At 72.6% G+C, this 17,126-nt stretch carries 13 protein-coding genes and 1 pseudogene; 6 read left to right on the top strand and 8 right to left on the bottom strand.

What is annotated here, in order from left to right; all coding sequences use genetic code 11:
• Window positions 1-101: 101 nt before the first annotated feature.
• Entirely contained in the window at window positions 102-2,852 is a 2,751-nt protein-coding gene (locus tag OOT42_RS10215) for a cellulose binding domain-containing protein (RefSeq protein WP_273654738.1), read from the bottom strand.
• Window positions 2,853-3,121: 269 nt separating this feature from the next.
• Between OOT42_RS10215 and OOT42_RS10210 the strand changes: the two genes are divergently transcribed.
• Window positions 3,122-3,328, top strand: a complete 207-nt coding sequence (locus tag OOT42_RS10210) for a hypothetical protein (protein ID WP_273654737.1) — start codon at window positions 3,122-3,124, stop codon at window positions 3,326-3,328.
• 66 nt (window positions 3,329-3,394) lie between these two features.
• On the opposite strand, the gene OOT42_RS10205 is transcribed toward OOT42_RS10210, so the two are convergent.
• The 4 genes and pseudogenes from OOT42_RS10205 to OOT42_RS10190 form a co-directional block, all read right to left on the bottom strand.
• Window positions 3,395-4,564, bottom strand: a complete 1,170-nt coding sequence (locus OOT42_RS10205) for an App1 family protein (protein ID WP_273654736.1) — start codon at window positions 4,562-4,564, stop codon at window positions 3,395-3,397.
• Window positions 4,561-5,134 (bottom strand): annotated as a pseudogene (locus OOT42_RS10200) (Dps family protein). Before OOT42_RS10200 ends, OOT42_RS10205 begins: the two are co-directional and overlap by 4 nt.
• A gap of 99 nt (window positions 5,135-5,233) precedes the next feature.
• Window positions 5,234-6,097 (bottom strand): non-homologous end-joining DNA ligase, encoded by an 864-nt coding sequence (gene ligD, locus OOT42_RS10195; RefSeq protein WP_337251894.1) that lies wholly within the window; start codon window positions 6,095-6,097, stop codon window positions 5,234-5,236.
• Between the two features lie 14 nt (window positions 6,098-6,111).
• Window positions 6,112-7,038, bottom strand: a complete 927-nt coding sequence (locus OOT42_RS10190; RefSeq protein ID WP_337251897.1) for a DNA ligase — start codon at window positions 7,036-7,038, stop codon at window positions 6,112-6,114.
• 102 nt (window positions 7,039-7,140) lie between these two features.
• Between OOT42_RS10190 and OOT42_RS10185 the strand changes: the two genes are divergently transcribed.
• From OOT42_RS10185 to OOT42_RS10170, 4 genes are all read left to right on the top strand, one after another.
• The gene (locus tag OOT42_RS10185; RefSeq protein ID WP_273654733.1) at window positions 7,141-8,283 is read left to right on the top strand and encodes a Ku protein; all 1,143 of its coding nucleotides are present in this window, start codon (window positions 7,141-7,143) and stop codon (window positions 8,281-8,283) included.
• Window positions 8,280-9,314: a PHP domain-containing protein gene (locus OOT42_RS10180; protein ID WP_273654732.1), complete on the top strand. Its 1,035-nt coding sequence runs from the start codon at window positions 8,280-8,282 to the stop codon at window positions 9,312-9,314. The genes OOT42_RS10185 and OOT42_RS10180 overlap by 4 nt, the downstream gene beginning before the upstream one ends.
• A 144-nt stretch (window positions 9,315-9,458) precedes the next feature.
• Entirely contained in the window at window positions 9,459-9,740 is a 282-nt protein-coding gene (locus OOT42_RS10175) for an HU family DNA-binding protein (RefSeq protein WP_124341208.1), read from the top strand.
• An 82-nt stretch (window positions 9,741-9,822) separates the two neighbouring features.
• Entirely contained in the window at window positions 9,823-10,242 is a 420-nt protein-coding gene (locus OOT42_RS10170) for a Fur family transcriptional regulator (protein WP_273654731.1), read from the top strand.
• Window positions 10,243-10,258: 16 nt separating this feature from the next.
• Here the strand turns inward: OOT42_RS10170 and OOT42_RS10165 are convergent, their stop codons facing one another.
• The gene (locus OOT42_RS10165; RefSeq protein WP_423776008.1) at window positions 10,259-10,687 is read right to left on the bottom strand and encodes a DUF6328 family protein; all 429 of its coding nucleotides are present in this window, start codon (window positions 10,685-10,687) and stop codon (window positions 10,259-10,261) included.
• A 158-nt stretch (window positions 10,688-10,845) separates the two neighbouring features.
• On the opposite strand from OOT42_RS10165, the gene OOT42_RS10160 reads away from it, so the two are divergent.
• Entirely contained in the window at window positions 10,846-11,904 is a 1,059-nt protein-coding gene (locus OOT42_RS10160; protein ID WP_273654729.1) for a threonine aldolase family protein, read from the top strand.
• Between the two features lie 92 nt (window positions 11,905-11,996).
• Here the strand turns inward: OOT42_RS10160 and OOT42_RS10155 are convergent, their stop codons facing one another.
• Window positions 11,997-14,225: a cellulase family glycosylhydrolase gene (locus OOT42_RS10155; RefSeq protein WP_273654728.1), complete on the bottom strand. Its 2,229-nt coding sequence runs from the start codon at window positions 14,223-14,225 to the stop codon at window positions 11,997-11,999.
• 148 nt (window positions 14,226-14,373) lie between these two features.
• Window positions 14,374-16,977: a glycoside hydrolase family 6 protein gene (locus OOT42_RS10150; RefSeq protein WP_273654727.1), complete on the bottom strand. Its 2,604-nt coding sequence runs from the start codon at window positions 16,975-16,977 to the stop codon at window positions 14,374-14,376.
• Window positions 16,978-17,126: the final 149 nt, after the last annotated feature.

Genomic DNA, 17,126 nt, shown 5'->3' with positions numbered 1-17,126 from the left:
TCTCGTCCCATGACTTCGCGGAGTCGTCCGATGACCGACGGGGTGGCGGACCGCCGCGAGGAGCGGTCCGCCACCCCGTCGGGGTGACCCGGCTGCCGGCCTCAGCCGGCCGAGCAGGCCGTGCCGTTGAGCGTGAACACCGACGGCTTCGGGTTGCTCCCGGCGTGCGAGCCGTTGAACCCGATGTCGACGCTGCCCTTCGCCGCGATCGTGCCGTTCCACGGTGCGTTGGTCACGACGACCGACTGCCCGGTCTGCGTGAACGAGCCCGACCACCCGTTCGTCACCTGCTGCGACGACGGGAACGTGAACGCGAGCGTCCAGCCGTTCATCGCCGCGGCACCGTTGTTGCTGATCCGGACCGAGGCGGTGAAACCGGTGTTCCAGTCGTTCGTCGTGTAGCGCACCGAGCAGCCCGTCGGCTGGACTGTCGGCGTGACCGTGGGCGTCGGCGCCACCGTCGGCGTGACCGTCGGCGTAGGTGTGACGGTCGGGGTCACCGTCGGCGTGGGCGTCGTCGTGGGCTCGTTGCCGGCGGTGTTCCCGACCACGATGCCGCGCCCGTTGGTGCCGACGTACACACGCCCGAAGACGTCCGGGTCGCCCGTGATGACCGAACCCGTCCACGCGTACTGGTGCTCGTCGTCGTTGATCCGCACCCACGTCGCGCCCGCGTCGGTCGAGCGGAAGAACCCGCGGACCCCGTTGAGCTTCGACGTCGTGTAGATCGCCGGGTAGGACGCACCGGGTGCGGCCTTGCCGAAGCCGACCGCGCCGCCGTCCTCGAAGCCGGCGAGCTTCGTGAACGTCGCGCCCGCGTCGGTCGAGCGCCACAGGCCGGTCTCGCCCGCGAGCCAGACGTGACCCGCGTGGCCGGGCACCGCACCGAACCGGACGTTCCCGGTCGTCGGGAAGCCGGTCGCGGCGGACGCCGTGAACGAAGCCCCACCGTCCGTCGAGCGGTAGAACGTACCGTCGCCGAACGCGTAGAACGTCGACGCGTTCACGCGGTCGGCCTCGACGCGAGCACCGGCGGGGACCCCCGTCGACGCGGTCCACGACGAGCCGAGCGTCGTCGACCGGTGCACGCCCGTGCCGGCCGGGCTCCACACGATCGTGCCGCCGTCGGCGGACATCGCGACGGTCCCGCCGCCGGTCACGCCGGCGGGCTGCTGGCCGGCCCACCACGACGACCCGGACGACGTCGAGACGCCGATGTGCGACTCGACGGTGCCGTCGACGGCCTGCCCGACGCGGACCATCGTCGCGGGCTTCGCCTCCGCGAAGTCCACGCCCGTGACGGAGCCGTGGTACGGCTGCGTGTACATCTGCGACGGCACCTTCGTGATGTCGGTGTGCACGAAGCCGCCGATGTCGCCGAGCCCGGAGACCAGCTGCACGGCTCCCGGGGGAGCGGCGAGGTCGAGCACGGCGGTCTCCTCGATGCCCTGTGCCTTGACGCCGATCTTGACCTTCCCGCCCGTGTCCCACGCGGTGAGGTTGCTGCCGCCGTACACCGTCGCGCCGGTGCCGTAGAGGAACGTGTCGGAGTCGAACGGGTCGATCTCGAAGGACTCCGTCATCCAGCCGAGCTTGACGAGCGGCTCGCCGACGGGCGCGGACGTCTTGCCGAACGTGAGCCACGGCGCGCCCGAGTAGTCGAGGTCGTAGCGCAGGTCGCGGTTCGGGTAGCCCGCCCAGTCCCAGATGCGGCTCCACGTCGCGCCGCGGTCCGTGCTGCGGAACACGATGATGTCCGGCCACCAGGAGATCTGCGTGACGACCATGAGCGTGTCCGGGTCCTGCCGGTCGATCGTGAGGCCCGAGTAGCCGAAGTACTGGTCGCTGCTCGACGACGGCACGGGGGAGATGCTCGTCCACGTGCCGGTCGTGGCGTCGAGGCGCCACACGTCGCCGTGCCCGCCGTCGTACGGGCCGCCCGTGTCGCTGGTCGCGATGTAGAGCTGCTTGCCCTTCGCGTCGTAGACGCCCTTGTGCGCGATGTAGCCCGTGGGCTGACCGGGGATCCGCTGCCACGTCGCGCCCGCGTCGGTCGACCGGTAGACGGTGTTCTCCTTGTCGGCGACCCCGACGTAGATGGTCTTCGTCGGCGATCCCTTCGTGCCGCTCGACGGGTCGAACGTGACCCACACGACGCCCTGGTTGCTGGTCAGGTAGTCGTTGGTCGACGTCGGGTCCTGCACGTAGTTGCCGGGGTTGGTGAACGAGCTGACCTTGGACCACGTGACGCCGGAGTCGGTGCTGCGCCACAGCCCGTTGCCGCTCTCGGTCCCCAGGTAGAGGACGCGGTTGTCGTTGGGGTCGACCTGGAGACGCTCGCCCATGCCTCGGCCGGGCATGTTGCCGCCGACCTTGAACGGCAGCATGGTCTTCTGCCACGTCTCGCCGCGGTCGCTCGAGCGCAGGATCGCACCGTTCTGCGGGTCCCAGCTGTTCGTGTACGTGCCGACGGCCGCGTAGACCTTGTCGGGGTCCACCGGGTCGGTCGCGAGACTGAGCACGCCGCTGTGGCTCCACTCGTCCCAGCCGACGTGGTCGAGCAGCGGGACCCAGCGCTGGGTGCGCTGGTCGAGGCGGTAGGCGCCGCCGATGTCGGTGCGGGCGTAGACGAGGCCCTTCTCCGACTGGTTGTAGATGATCCCGGGGACGAAGCCGCCCCCGACGACCTCGACGTTGCCCCACGTGTACGAGGGCGCTGCCGCGGTGGCGGGGGAGCCGAGGGCGACGGCCGTGCCGGCGCCGGCGGCCAGCGCGGCCGCGAGGACGGCGCCCGCGAGGCGTCGTGACCGGCGGCCGGGTCTGCCGGGAGAGGTCTGAGCAGGGACGCGCATCCGCTGCACTCCTTCGTGAAGGCGGTGGTGTGTGCCCGCCGGGCGAGGGTTGCCCGGCCGGTCGTCCCGTCGCGGGGGCTCGCGAGGCGGCCCCGGGGCGTCGGGTGGCCGCACGGTATCGAAGCGCTTCGAATGCCGGTGAGAGGGCGAATCGTTTAGCCCTGACGGCGCACCGCCGCGTCCTGGACCGCTGTCCGACGGGTGGCGTTGACCGGGTCACGGGCTGGTCCGCGGGTGCACCCGGGCGGACGTGGCGGTAGAAACCTCCCATGAGCCGCGACCGCGACCTGACGTCCGACCCCGCCGCCGAGCACCTCGCCGAGCCCACCCTGCCCGAGGCCGAGCTCGCCGCCGCCGACGCACGGTCGGGCGGGGACCCGAGCCGGGCACCGCGGTCGCTGCACGCGGTCGAGCTCGAGGCCGACGACGAGGCGATCGCGAGCAGCGAGGACTGGGACGACCCCCAGCGCCTGTGACGCGCCGACGGCCCGCGCCTCCGCCGTGACGGACGGGAGCGCGGGCCGTCGAGCGTCCCGCTCCTGTCAGCGCGCCAGCCGCGCCTCGGAGTGCACCGCCTGCCGCAGCGCATACCCGTCCGCGCCCTGCAGGACCGGGATGCCCTCGTTCTCCGCCGCCCGCTCCGCGGTGCGCTGCTCCGGCGTCGGCGCGGGGAGCCCGTGGGCGAGCACGTGCTCGCTGAACGTCAGCTGCCGCAGCAGGATCGCCTCGACGTGGTCGGGGTGGTGCTCGGCCGCGCCGGCGTAGATCTCCGGGTCCCGCTGGCCGTCGTCGCCCACGAGCACCCAGCGGACGTCGGGCAGCTCGCGGAACAGGCGCCGCAGCCGCGCGACCTTGTGCGCCCGGCCGGAGCGGAACCAGCCGGTGTTCGTGGGCCCCCAGTCCGTGAGCAGCAGGGGTCCCGGCGGGTACCCGTGCCGCCGCAGGAACCGCGCGATCGCCGGCGCGGCGTTCCACGCCCCCGTCGACAGGTAGACGACCGGCATCCCCGGATTGCGCTGCCGCAGCTCCGCGTAGAGGGCGTTCATGCCCGGCACGGGCTCGCGGGCGTTCTCGTGCCGGACGAGCACGTTCCAGGCCGCGACCAGCGGACGTGGCAGGCGGGTCACCATCACGGTGTCGTCGATGTCGCTGACTAGACCCACGCGGACCGCGGGGTCGACGACCATCACGGGCGCCTGCGCGGTCGCACCGTCCTGCGACGTGAGGGTCACGTGGTGCCAACCGGGGGACAGGTCCGCGTCGAGCACGACGTCCAGGTAGCCGCCGCGATCCGTGACGACCTCGTGCTCGCGGTCCCCGACGCGCACGCGCAGCGGCGCACCCGCGACCTCGGCGGTCGCGAACGACCGCCACCCGCGCACGGGGGCGGCGGGGCGTGCCTCGACGTGCGCCTCGGCGCCCGCGCCCGGCAGGTCCGACGCCCGCACCTGGGGCGGGGCGAGCAGCGTCCGCGCCATGACGCGCACCCACCCGGGCGCCCCGTACCCCGCGAACGCCTCGATGCGGACCGTCCAGCCCCGGCGTGCCAGCACCCCGGCCACGGCCCGGTCGAACGAGTCCTCGAGGCGCGCGGCGACGTGCATGCGGCGGGTCGGGCTCGGGGGCTGCGCGGACCCCGTCGTGCGGCTGCCCGGTCGTGCGGCACGGAGCACCGCGCGACCGACCGCCCGGTGCTCCGTGCCTGCGCTCACGCCGATGCCTTGTCCTTCGCCCGGGCGGCGTCGGCGGACGCCTTCTCGCCGTCCGCCGAGGACGTGCTCAGGGCACCGCCGGCCGACTCGAGGTGCGCGCGCACGAACCAGTGGAACAGGCTCGAGCTCGTGCAGGTGGCCGATGAGCAGGTCGTTCGTGACGTCGTCGAGCTCCTCGGTGTCCTTCGCCGCCTGGCGGTGGTCCGTGATGACGCCGACGTAGACCTCGTCGAGCGCGCCGAGGTGCGCGATCGCGCTGTCCCGCCCGATGGCGTAGTCGTCCCACGTGCGCGCCTTCACCAGCGCACCGGGCGTGCCGACCGGCGCGACGCCGAGGGTCGCGATGCGCTCGGCGATCGCGTCGACCATGAGGCGCACCGCGTCGACCTGCGGGTCGATCATCTCGTGCACCGCGATGAAGTGCGGGCCGACGACGTTCCAGTGGATGTGCTTGAGCGTCAGCGCGAGGTCGTTGAGCGCGTTGAGCCGCTGCTGGAGGATCTCGGCGACCTTCGCGCCGTCCTGCGGCGTGAGCGACGGGACGGTGTACTTCGGCAGCGTGCGTGCCATGAGGGGGCTCCTCCTTCAGCTCGTGAACCGGGGCGAGACCTGCCCGGGCGTGCGTCCACGCTGCCCCACACGAGGGTCGCTCGCCAGCGGAGCGGGCGGTCAGTCGAACGGGTCGCCGTCGCGCTCGAGCCGGTCCGCGACCTCGTCGGGACCGAGCTGCGCCAGCCCCGGTCCGATCTCGTCCCACCACCGCGGCGCCGCCACGCGCGGCACGTCGCGGCCGCGCAGCGAGTAGGGCGTGATCGTCGTCTTCGCCGGGTGGTTCTGCGACCAGTCGATGAGCACCTTGCCGCCGCGCACGTCCTTGCGCATGACGGCGACGACGAGCGACGGGTGCTGCTTCGCGACCGCGAACGCGAGGTCCCGCGCGTACTGCCGGACCACGGGCGCGGTCCGCCGTCCGGGCAGTCGCGCGTAGAGCTGCATGCCCTTGCTGCCCGACGTCACCGGGACGGTCTCGTCGAGCCCGTCCTCGCGCAGCCGGTCCGCGACGAGGTGCGCCACGCGCGCACACTCGTCCAGGCCCGCCGGCGCGCCGGGGTCGAGGTCGATCACGAGCCGGTCCGGGTGGCGGACGCCCCCGCGCGGTCCGACCGTCCACTGCGGCGTGTGCAGCTCGAGCGCGCCCTGGTTCGCGCACCACACGAGCCCGGCGAGGTCGTCGACGAACGGCAGCTCGAGCATCGTGCCCTCGTCGTCGTCGTTGTTCGGCGCCGCGGGCAGCGTCTGCCGGCGGAGCCACTCGGGTGCACCACGCGGCACGTTCTTCTCGAAGAACTTCTCGCCCCCGACGCCGTCGGGCCAGCGGATCCGCGTCACGGGCCGCTCGCGGAGCTGCGGCAGCAGGGCGGGCGCGACGCGCAGGAGGTAGTGCATGACCTCCGCCTTGGTCGTGCCCGTCTCGGGGTACATGACCTTCTCGAGGTGCGTGACACGGACCTGCCGCCCGTCCACCTCGACCATCTGCCGCTCCGGCGTCACTGCTGCTCCCAGGGGTCGGGGTCGGTGTCCGTCCGCACGCCCCGGACGACGGGCTGACGCAGCCGCCCGGTCGGGGTGCGGTTGAGGTAGCGCGCGTCGACCACGACGACCGGCGCGCACCAGCGCGTGCCGCGCGCGTCGAGCGGTGGCACCTCGTCGTCGAAGGGGCACGCGTCGAGCGGCTGCGCGGCGACCGAGCGCTGGAGCGCCGTCGCGAGCGCGCCCGTCAGCCCGCTGCCCGCGCGGCCCAGGTAGCGCAGCCGGCCGTCCGCGTCGTGCGCGCCGAGCAGCACCGCGCCCAGCCGCCCGTTGCCCGACGTCTCCTCCCGCCAGCCCGCGACGAGCGCCGTGCGGTGGTGCTGGTGCGCGGACTTCACCCAGTCGGCCGAGCGGACGCCTGCGCGGTACACCGAGGACCGCCGCTTGGCGACGACGCCCTCGAGCCCGTGCTCGGCGGTGACGGCCCACAGCTCGTCGCCGTCCGGGTAGACCGGCGACAGCTGGACCCGGTCGGGCAGCGGCAGACCGTCGAGCAGCGCACGGCGCTCGTCGTACGTGCGCGCCGTGACGTCGGTGCCACCGAGGCGCAGCACGTCGAACACGAGGAACGTGACGGGGCGGGACCGTGCGAGGGCGGCGGCGCGGCGGGCGTCGCGCACGTGCATGCGCTCCGCGAGCGCCGCGAACGACGGCCGGCCGTCGGCCAGCAGGACCACCTCGCCGTCCAGCACGGTGTCGGGCAGCGCGGCCAGACCCGCGAGCTCGGGGTACGCGGGCGTGACCTCGCGGCCGCCGCGGCTCCACATCCGCAGGTCACCGGTCCTGGTGTCCGCGAGCGCCCGGACGCCGTCCCACTTCACCTCGAAGGCCCACTGCGGTCCGCGCGGCAGTGCGCCCGTCCGGGCTGCTGGGGTGGCGAGCATGGGCTCCACGGGTCCATCCTGCCCAGGTGGTCCGCGTCCGTCGCGGGCTCGCCGGGGCGTGCCCGGCAGGCGGTGCCGCCGAACCGACGGAGGTGGTCGACGATGCGAGCGATCTGGAAGGGTGCGGTCGCCTTCGGGCTGGTCAACGTGCCCGTGCGGCTGTACGCGGCCACGGGTGAGCACGAGGTGACGCTGCACCAGGTGCACAAGGCCGACGGCGGGCGGATCCGCTACCGCAAGGTGTGCAGCATCGACGGCGAGGAGGTCGAGTACCGGGAGATCGCCAAGGGGTTCGAGACGGACGACGGCGAGCTCGTGGTGCTGACGGACGAGGACTTCTCGCGGTTGCCGTTGTCGACGGAGCGCGAGATCGAGGTCATGGAGTTCGTCCCGGCCGAGCAGGTGGACCCGATCCTGCTGGGCAAGACGTACTACCTGGAGCCGGAGAAGACGGCGGCGAAGCCGTACGCGCTGCTGCGCGGTGCGCTCGAGCAGGCGGACCGGATGGCGGTCGTGAAGGTCGCGATCCGGCAGCGCGAGTCGATGGCGGTGCTGCGGGTGCGGGACAACGTGATCTGCATGCAGATCCTGCTGTGGCCCGACGAGGTGCGGGCGGCGGACTTCCCGATCCTCGACGCGGACGTGGCGGTCAAGCCGCAGGAGCTGGCGATGGCGGCGTCGCTGGTGGACTCGCTCGCGGCGGACTTCGACCCGTCGCAGTACGAGGACCGGTACTCGGCGGCGCTCGAGACGTTGATCGAGACGAAGATCCAGACGGGCGACACGCGTGCGGTCCCCGCCCCGGCGGGCGAGGAGGGGGAGAGCGGCGGCGGCGAGGTCGTCGACCTGCTGGCGGCGCTGCAGCGCAGCGTGGAGAAGGCGCGCGGCACGCGTGGCGGTGCCGAGGAGCCGGCGGCGCAGGAGAAGCCGCGGTCGCGGGCGCGCACGGGGACGGATGACGTCGACGAGGGTGACGACGACGCGTCGGGCGGCGGGGCCACGCGGTCGAGCGGCTCGCGGTCGAGCTCGTCGCGGTCCTCGGGCACGAAGTCGTCGGCGTCGAGCAGCGCGAAGGCGTCCGGCGGCGCGAAGGCGTCCGGCAGCGCGAAGGCGTCCGGCGGCTCGAAGGCGAGCGGTGCGAAGACGTCGAGCGGCACGAAGGCGAAGCCTGCGGCGAAGCGCGCGTCGTCGGACGCCGAGGGCGACGAGCCGACGCCGCGTCGGACGCGCCGCAAGGCGTCGTGACGGCTGCGGGACTGCGGGACGACGCGGTCGCGGCGCTGCGCCGGATCGCGTTCCTGCTGGAGCGGGCGCAGGCGAGCGGGTACCGGAGCGAGGCGTTCCGGGCGGCGGCGACGTCGGTGGAGCGGACCCCCGCGGACCGGGTGGTGGCGCTCGCGAAGGCGGGCGCGCTGACGGACCTGCCGTCGGTCGGGGCGCGCACGGCGGAGGTCGTGTCGCTCGTGGTGCGGGGGAAGCCCGTCGAGTACCTGGACCGGTTGGAGGCCGAGGCGGCCGCGGCGGACCCGCCCGACCCGGCGGTCGCGGCGCTGCGGGCGCGGCTGCGCGGCGACCTGCACGCGCACAGCGAGGCGAGCGACGGGAAGACGCCGATCCAGGAGATGGTGCTGGCGGCGCTCGACCTGGGGCACGAGTACCTCGCGATCACGGACCACTCGCCGCGGCTGACGGTCGCGAACGGCCTGTCGGCGCCGCGCCTGCGCGCGCAGCTGCAGCAGGTCGCGGCGCTCAACCGTGCGGTCGCCCCGTTCACGGTGCTGACGGGCATCGAGTGCGACATCCTCGACGACGGCGCGCTGGACCAGGACCCGGACCTGCTCGACGAGCTCGACGTGGTGGTCGCGTCGGTGCACTCGAAGCTGCGGATGGACTCGCGGGCCATGACGGAGCGGATGGTCGCGGCGGTGCGCGACCCGCGCACGGACGTGCTCGGCCACTGCACGGGACGCCGCCTGACGGGCCGGCAGCGGCCGCAGAGCGAGTTCGACGCGCGCCGGGTGTTCGAGGAGTGCGCGGCGCACGGCGTGGCGGTCGAGATCAACTGCCGGCCGGACCGGCTCGACCCGCCGCACGACCTGCTGGCGGTCGCGGTCGAGGTCGGCTGCCTGTTCAGCATCGACACGGACGCGCACGCGCCGGGCCAGCTCGACTGGCTGACGGCCGGTTGCGAGCGGGCGGCGCAGCACGCGATCGACCCGGAGCGCGTGATCACGACGTGGCCCGTCGAGCGCCTGCGTGAGCGGTCGCACCGCTGACACGCCCGCTCGGTCGTGCGGGAACGGTCGGGTGGACGCGTTAGGGTCTGCGCAGCCCCCGGTCACGCGGTGTCGCCGCGCGCCCGACGGGTCCAGGCCCGTCCAGGGTCCGCACGAACCGAGTCAACAAGGAGCACACATCTCGTGAGCGTCAACCGCACCGAGCTCGTCCAGGCCGTGGCCGCGAAGGCGGGCACCGCCAACGCCGAGGCCGACAAGGTCCTCAAGGCCTTCCAGGAGGTCCTCGTGGAGCAGCTCGCCGCTGGGGAGTCCGTGACGATCCCCGGCTTCCTCGCCGTCGCGCGCGCCGAGCGCTCGGCCCGCACGGGCATCAACCCGCAGACGGGCGAGAAGCTCGAGATCCCCGCGGGCTACCGCGTGAAGCTCACGGCGGGCAGCGCCCTCAAGCGCGCCGTCCAGGGCTGACACCCGACTCAGGGCCGGGTCCGACCGTCGGGTCGGGCCCGGCCCTGTCGCGTACGCGTCGACTATCATGCGAACGAGTCTCATGAAGGAGCGGCACGTGATGGCGGTGGTACGGCAGACGCGGCAGCGCGCCGAGATCCTCGACCTGCTCGAGGGCCTGGACGAGTTCCGCAGCGCCCAGCAGCTGCACGAGCTGCTGCGCTCGCGCGGCTCGTCCGTCGGGCTCGCGACCGTCTACCGCGCGGTGCAGAGCCTGACGGAGACGGGCGAGGTCGACGTGCTGCGCACCGAGGACGGCGAGTCGGTGTACCGGCGCTGCGAGCAGCGCACGCACCACCACCACCTCGTGTGCCGGTCGTGCGGGCGCACGGTCGAGATCGACGCCGCGCAGGCCGAGGCGTGGGCGGCCCAGGTCGCCGCCGCGCACGGGTTCGCGGACGTGGACCACACCATCGAGCTCGTCGGCACGTGCGCGACGTGCCGCGCGGCCGCCGCGACGTGACCGTCGCGCGCGGGACTCAGTCCGCGGCGCGCCGGATGAGGTGCGGCACCAGCCACCACGCCGCGGCGAGCACGGCGAGCGAGACGCCACCGACGACCCACCCCGCCTGACGCCCGAGCACGACGTCGAACAGCAGCATGGCTGCGCCGGCGAGCACGAGGCCGAGGACGACGAGCCCGAGCCGCGCGAAGATGTTCGCGGCCGCGACGAGCTCGGGCTTGAGCCGCTTGCGGAACAGCACCCGGTGCAGGCTCACGGGCGCCACGATGAGCGCCGTCGCGAGCACCGCGAGCACGACGAGGACGAGGTACAGGTCCTTCTGGTAGGCGTCGAGGTCCCCGAACCGCTGCTGGAACGGGATCGTGAACAGGAAGCCCGTGAGGATCTGCGTGCCGGTCTGGGTCACGCGCAGCTCCTGCAGGAGCTCGTTCCAGTTCCGGTCCATCCGCTCCGTGAACGTCTCGTTGCGATCCTCGTCGTGCAGCTGGTCCTGCGGGGGCACGATGCCTCCTTCTCGTCGTGTCGCACGGATCATGCCGCAGGCGCGGGTGGAGCGCAGGGCAGGTGTCCAGGGCATCTGTCGGCGCAGGGGAGACTGGGGGAGTGACACGACTCCACGACGCCGACCACCGCGACTTCGCGTCCGACAACTACGCGGGCGCGCACCCCGAGGTCCTCGCCGCGCTCGTCGACGCGAACGGCGGCCACCAGACCGCGTACGGCGCGGACGCGTACACGGCACGGCTCCAGGAGGTCGTGGCCGCGCACTTCGGCGACGGCGCGACGACGTACCCGGTGTTCAACGGGACCGGCGCGAACGTGCTCTCGCTGCAGGCGCTCCTCCCGCGCTGGGGTGCGGTCGTGTGCGCCGAGTCCGCGCACATCCAGACGGACGAGAACGGCGCGCCGGAGCGCGTCGGCGGCCTCAAGCTCCTCACCGTCCCGACGCCCGACGGCAAGCTCACGCCCGACCTGGTGGCGCGGCAGGCGTGGGGCTTCGGCGACGAGCACCGCGCGCAGCCCGGCGTCGTGTCGATCACGCAGAGCACCGAGCTCGGCACGCTCTACACGCCCGACGAGATCCGCGCGCTGGCCGACCAGGCGCACGGGCTCGGCCTGCGGCTGCACGTCGACGGGGCGCGGATCGCGAACGCGGCCGCGGCGCTCGGCCTGCCGCTGCGCGCGTTCACGACCGACGTCGGCGTCGACGTGGTGTCGCTCGGCGGCACCAAGAACGGCCTGCTGTTCGGGGAGGCCGTCGTCGTCCTCGACGAGGCCGCCGCGGACGGGCTGCCGTACCTGCGCAAGATGAACATGCAGCTCGCCTCGAAGATGCGGTTCGTGTCGGCGCAGCTCGTCGCGATGTTCGAGGGCGACCTGTGGCTGCGGTCCGCGCAGCACGCGAACGCGATGGCGGCCCGCCTGCGCGCCGGGCTCGACGCGCTCGGCGACCGCGTGCACGTGATGCTGCCGACGCAGGCCAACGGCGTGTTCGTGACGCTCCCGCACGCGGTGTCCGCGGAGCTGCGGCGCACGTGGAAGTTCTACGACTGGCACCCGGACAGCGGTGAGGTGCGGCTCATGTGCGCGTTCGACACGACCGAGGCCGACGTCGACGCGTTCCTCGCCGAGCTGCGCCGGCTGCTCGACGCGCAGGTCTGACACGACGGCGCCGGTGGCACGGGGTCTGCCCGTCCCACCGGCGCCGGGGGTGGGTGCGCCGGCCTCCACGTCCGACGCACCCACCGGAGAGGTCAGCGGGTGCAGCTCGCCCCGTTGACCGTGAACGCGGTCGGTGCGGCGTACGAGCCGGTGTGCGTGCCGCTGAACCCGATCTCGACGCTCGCGCCGGGCGCGAGGACGCCGTTCCACGCCGCGTTGGTCGCCGTGACCTTCGCGCCGCTCTGCGCCCACGTGGCGCTCCAGCCCTGCGTGAGGGCCTGCCCCGCGGGCAGGTCGAACGCGAGCGTCCAGCCGTTGAGCGCGGTCGTGCCGGTGTTCGTCACCTTGACCGCGGCGGTGAAGCCCGTGCTCCAGCCGTTCGGGGTGTAGGCGACCGAGCACGAGCCCGTCGCGACGTCCGGAGCGGTCGACGCCGTGAGCGCGGACGACGCGGCCGAGACGTTGCCGGCGCCGTCCTTCGCCCGGACGGTGAACGAGTAGGACGTGCCCGCGGTCAGACCCGACACGGTGTACGACGGGGTCGTCGTCGACCCGACGAGCGTCGTCCCGCGGTAGACGTCGTAGCCCGCGACGCCCGAGCCGCCGGTGTCCGTCGACGCGGTCCACGTCAGCGGGATCGACGTCGTCGTGACCGTGCCTGCCGCGAGGCCCACCGGCACGCTCGGCGCGGTCGTGTCACCCGTCCCGGCCCCCGTGCGCACCGAGACCGCGGTCGACGCCGCCGACACGTTGCCGGCGCCGTCCTTGGCGCGCACCGAGAACGAGTACGCGGTGTCGGCGGTCAGCCCGGTGACCGTGTACGACGTCGAGGTCGTCGTCCCGACGAGCGTCGAGCCGCGGTACACCTCGTAGCCGGCCAGCCCGGAGCCGCCGGTGTCCGTCGACGCCGTCCACGACAGCGGGACCGACGACGCCGTCGGCGTACCCGCCCGCACGCCGCTCGGGACGCTGGGCGCCGTCGTGTCGGACGTGCCGCCGCCCACCTGCGAGATCGAGATCCCGGTGGTCGACCCCACGCCGCCGAGCGGCACCTCGTGGTCCAGGCCCACGAACTTGCCGCCGTGCTGGAACAGCGTCGGCTTGAGCATGGTCGAGTACTTGACCTCGTCCCACGTCTTCCAGTCGTCGAGCAGCAGGCCACCCGTGTCACCCGAGTTCGGGTTGAGCACCCAGAACGTCTGGCTGAGCTTCCGCTCGGCGATGAGGTCACGCAGCGCGGCCATCCACTTGTCCTGCCGCGGGTCCTGGCCGAGCCGGCCGCCCCACTCGCCGATCAGCAGCGGCGCGATGTCCTCGTCGTGGATGAACAGCCAGTTCGGGCCCCACACGTCGGCCGTCAGCGACGCCTTGTCGAAGTCCTTCTGGAACCACTTCTGGTCGAACACGAGCGGCCCGTAGTCGTGCGGCGAGTACACGAGCTGGTCCTGGTGCGCACCGAGGTCGATCGGGAAGTCACGCACGCCCCGCAGGTTCCCGCCCCACCACGTGCCGTAGTAGTCGGTGAGCCCGGTGGACGTCCACGAGACGCCCTCCTTGGGGTAGATCTCGACACCCTCGACGAACACGAGCCAGTTCGGGTTGATCGCGAGGATCTTCTTCGACGCCGTCTCGGCGAAGTGCTTGAAGTTGTCCTTGTCGGTCGTGCCGTCCCACTTCGCGCGCTCGGTCGAGCCCTGGGTGCCGTGCGGCTCGTTCTTGATGTCGGCGCCGATGATGGTGTCGTCGTTCTTCCAGCGCGTCGCCGCCCACTCCCACCCGGCGTAGACGTCCTCCGTCGTGATCGAGCCCTTCCACCACATGTTGTAGACGTGCCCGGAGTTGTCGGCCTCGGCCGAGTGCACGTCGAGGAACACCTTGATCCCGTACTTCTGGCACAGCGTGAGGAAGTACTCGAAGATCTGCAGGCTGTTCTTGCCCTCGAGCTCGGGGTTCGCGTAGGTGTTGACGTTCGGCTTGAGGAACGTGCCGGCCTTCCACTCGAGCAGCAGCTGCGTCGAGATCGGCACGCGGACCGTGTTGATGCCGCGGTCGGCCATCTGCTTCGTGATCTCGGTGATGTTGCCCGACCACAGCCCGTGGAAGACGCGCTCGCTCGCGTTGAAGCCGAACCAGTTCACGCCGGAGAGCACGACCTCCTTCCCGGACGCGTCGACGATCGTGTTGCCCTGGACGTGGAGCCAGTCGTCGCCGGCCGCGGCCTGCGCGGGTGCGGCCACCAGGGCGAGCGGCGCGGTCAGCGCGGTCGCGGCCAGCAGGCCCGTGACCGCCGCGCGCACGCGGGTACGGAGGGGGGAGTGCACGTGGTTCTCCTCGGGTCGTTGCCGTCCCGGCCGGTGGGCCCGGTCGGGCGTCCCCGGTGGTGCAGCCGGGTGGGCACGCGGGGCGGGGGTCCTCCGGGACTTTCCGGAGGACCCCCGCCCGTCATGCGGTCAGTGCGAGCACGTCAGGTCACGCGACGGTGCAGGTCACGCCGTTCAGCGTGAAGGCCGTCGGCGCGTTGTTCGTGCCGCTGTGCGAGCCGTTGAAGCCGATGTCGACCGAGGACTTCGCGGCGAGCGTGGTGTTCCACGCCGCGTTCTTGGCCGTCACGGCCGAGCCCGACTGGGACCAGTCGGCGCTCCAGCCCTGCGTCACCTTCTGGCCGTTCGCGAACGAGAACCCGAGCGTCCAGCCGTTGAGGGCGCTGGAGCTGTCGTTCGTCACGCGGACGGAGGCGGTGAAGCCGTTGTTCCACGAGCTGGCCGTGTACTTCACGGTGCAGCCGCCGGTCGGGTTGCTCGGCAGCGTCGAGGCCGACAGGGCCGCCGACGACGTCGAGACGTTGCCCGCGGCGTCCTTCGCCTTGACCGTGAACGAGTACGTGGTGCCGGCGGTGAGGCCGGACGCCGTGTAGCTCGTCGTGGCGGTCGTGCCGAGGAGCGTCGTGCCGCTGTACACGTCGTAGCCCGTGACGCCGACGTTGTCGGTCGACGCGGCCCACGTCAGCGGGATCGTCGTGCTGGTAGCGGCGCCCGCGGCCAGACCCGTCGGCGCGGTGGGCGCCTGCGTGTCGACCACGGTGTCCGTCTTCGTCGTCGCGGAGACCGCGGTGGAGGCGGCGGACGTGTTGCCCGCGGCGTCCTTGGCGCGCACCGAGAACGAGTACGTGGTGCCGGCGGTGAGGCCGGTGACCGTGTAGCTCGTCGTGGTGGACGTGCCGACGACGGTCGAGCCGCGCAGGATCTCGTAGCCCGCGACGCCGACGTTGTCGGTCGAGGCGGTCCACGACAGCGGGACCGACGTGGTGGTCGTCGTGCCGGCGGTCAGACCCGACGGCACCGAGGGCGCCTGCGTGTCGGTGACGGTGCCGGACTGCGTGGTCGCGGCGACCGCGGCCGACGCCGACGAGACGTTGCCCGCCGCGTCCTTGGCGCGGACCGTGAACGAGTACGCCGTGGCGGGCGTGAGGCCCGTGACCGTGTAGCTCGTGGTGGTGGACGTGCCCACGAGCGTCGTGCCGCGGTACACGTCGTAGCCCGTGACGGCGACGTTGTCGGTCGACGCGGTCCACGACAGCGGGACCGAGGTCGACGTCGTCGTGCCGGCGGTCAGGCCCGTCGGGGCCGTCGGCGCCTGGGTGTCGTTGCCCGGGTCCGTCTGGCCGATGACCGGGTACGCGTTCTTGACGAGCGTGACGAACTGCTCCTCGAACCACTGGCCGGCGAGCGGCGCGTTCGGGGTGGCGCCGGTGAGCTGGTTGTTCAGCTTCGGCGAGACGAACGTCGGGTCGCACATGCGGTCGAACCGCTTGCCCTGGTCGTTCGGGATCTCGGTCGACGCACCGTCGGACTCACCCGGGGGCTTGATCCAGACGAACGCGTCGAGGTGCGACGAGGCGTAGCCCGAGGGCGACGCCTCCGGGAAGCGGCCGATGCCCGCGCCCAGCGGGTTGCACCACGCGCCGCGGTGCGCACGACGGTCGACCCGGTTGGCGTCGACGTACGCGTTGACGTCGGTGGCCGCGGTGAGGGTCGTCGGACGGTTCGGGCCGCCCCAGCCGTTGCGCGACGTGTCGATGAGCATGCCGATCGTCGACGGGAAGCCCGCCGCGACCAGGAGCCGGTGCATGTGCGCGGTGTAGTCGATCTCGTCGAAGTCGAAGTTCCACTCGTAGAACTTCGACGACCGGATCGGGTTGTTGTTGATCGTGAGCGACGAGTCGGTGAGCAGCGGCTCCTCGAGCGGCGTCGTGTTCGCGACGTCGGAGACGAAGCCGTCGATCGACGCGAAGCCTGCGGTCGTCGTCTTGGCGACCTCGGCGAACAGCGTCGCGGACGGGCCCGCGTTGCTGTCCCAGCCGAGCCAGCCGGAGTGGCCGATGTCGATGTAGTTGTAGACGTTCGGGATCGCGTGCAGCTTGTCGAGCGCGTACTTGACGCCCTGGCGGTAGTACGGCGCGGCCTGCTGGCAGGCGGGCTCCGAGATGTTCGTCACCAGGTTCGGCAGCGAGTCGGGCTCGATCGTCGCGGCGATCCGGATGTTCTCGTACTCCGGGTTGTCGAGCAGGTCCGCGATCGGGTCGATGTACTCGGTCTTGTACCGCGCGAGGCCGGCGTCGGTGGCCGGGAGCTCGCCGTTGGACGCGAGCGCGAAGCAGTCGCGGCCGGGCAGGTCGTAGATGACGAGGTTGAAGACGAGCGGCTTGCCCGCGGCCTGCTGCTGCGCGACGGCGTTGTCCAGGTGGAACTTCAGGCCGTTGCCGTCGGCGTTGCCGGTGATCGCGGAGATCCGGTCCATCCAGACGGCGGTGGGCTGTCCAGCGACCGTCCGCATCTTCGCGGCGAGCGTCGGGTCGGCGCTCTGCCGGCCGGCAGCGGCGGTGACCGAGGCGGACCACGTGGGGTTCACGTACTGCACCGCGCCCGAGTAGGGGTTGTCGACGTGGGTCGGCGCCGCGCTCGCGCTCGTCGCCAGGGTCGTGAGGGGGACGGCGGCGAGTGCCGTCGCCGTGGCGACGGTCGCTGCGGCACGTAGCCGCCGCCTCACCGTCGCTCGCTTGCCGTGTGTGGACACGTGGTCCTCCGGGTGTCGATCGGCACACCCGAAGCGGTCCGTCCCGCTCGGGCGCGAGTCGCCCGGGGGGAGTCCACGGCGACTGGCGGCTACCTCAGCACGCAGGGTGATCGGGACGGCATGGGGCAAATCGTTTAAGCAACTCGCGT

Origin of the sequence: Cellulomonas fimi (genome assembly GCF_028583725.1) — a bacterium.
GTDB classification, from domain to species: Bacteria; Actinomycetota; Actinomycetes; order Actinomycetales; family Cellulomonadaceae; genus Cellulomonas; species Cellulomonas fimi_B.
Note: the sequence above shows the minus strand (reverse complement) of the source record. Positions and strands in the feature narration are given on the sequence as shown.

Bases quoted from the DNA above. Each gene is read 5' to 3' on its own strand.
- OOT42_RS10190 (WP_337251897.1), bottom strand. From the start codon at position 7,038: ATGCTCGCCACCCCAGCAGCCCGGACGGGCGCACTGCCGCGCGGACCG.
- ligD (WP_337251894.1), bottom strand. From the start codon at position 6,097: ATGGTCGAGGTGGACGGGCGGCAGGTCCGTGTCACGCACCTCGAGAAG.
- OOT42_RS10165 (WP_423776008.1), bottom strand. From the start codon at position 10,687: ATGGACCGGAACTGGAACGAGCTCCTGCAGGAGCTGCGCGTGACCCAG.
- OOT42_RS10185 (WP_273654733.1), top strand. From the start codon at position 7,141: ATGCGAGCGATCTGGAAGGGTGCGGTCGCCTTCGGGCTGGTCAACGTG.
- OOT42_RS10170 (WP_273654731.1), top strand. From the start codon at position 9,823: ATGAAGGAGCGGCACGTGATGGCGGTGGTACGGCAGACGCGGCAGCGC.
- OOT42_RS10210 (WP_273654737.1), top strand. From the start codon at position 3,122: ATGAGCCGCGACCGCGACCTGACGTCCGACCCCGCCGCCGAGCACCTC.
- OOT42_RS10215 (WP_273654738.1), bottom strand. From the start codon at position 2,852: ATGCGCGTCCCTGCTCAGACCTCTCCCGGCAGACCCGGCCGCCGGTCA.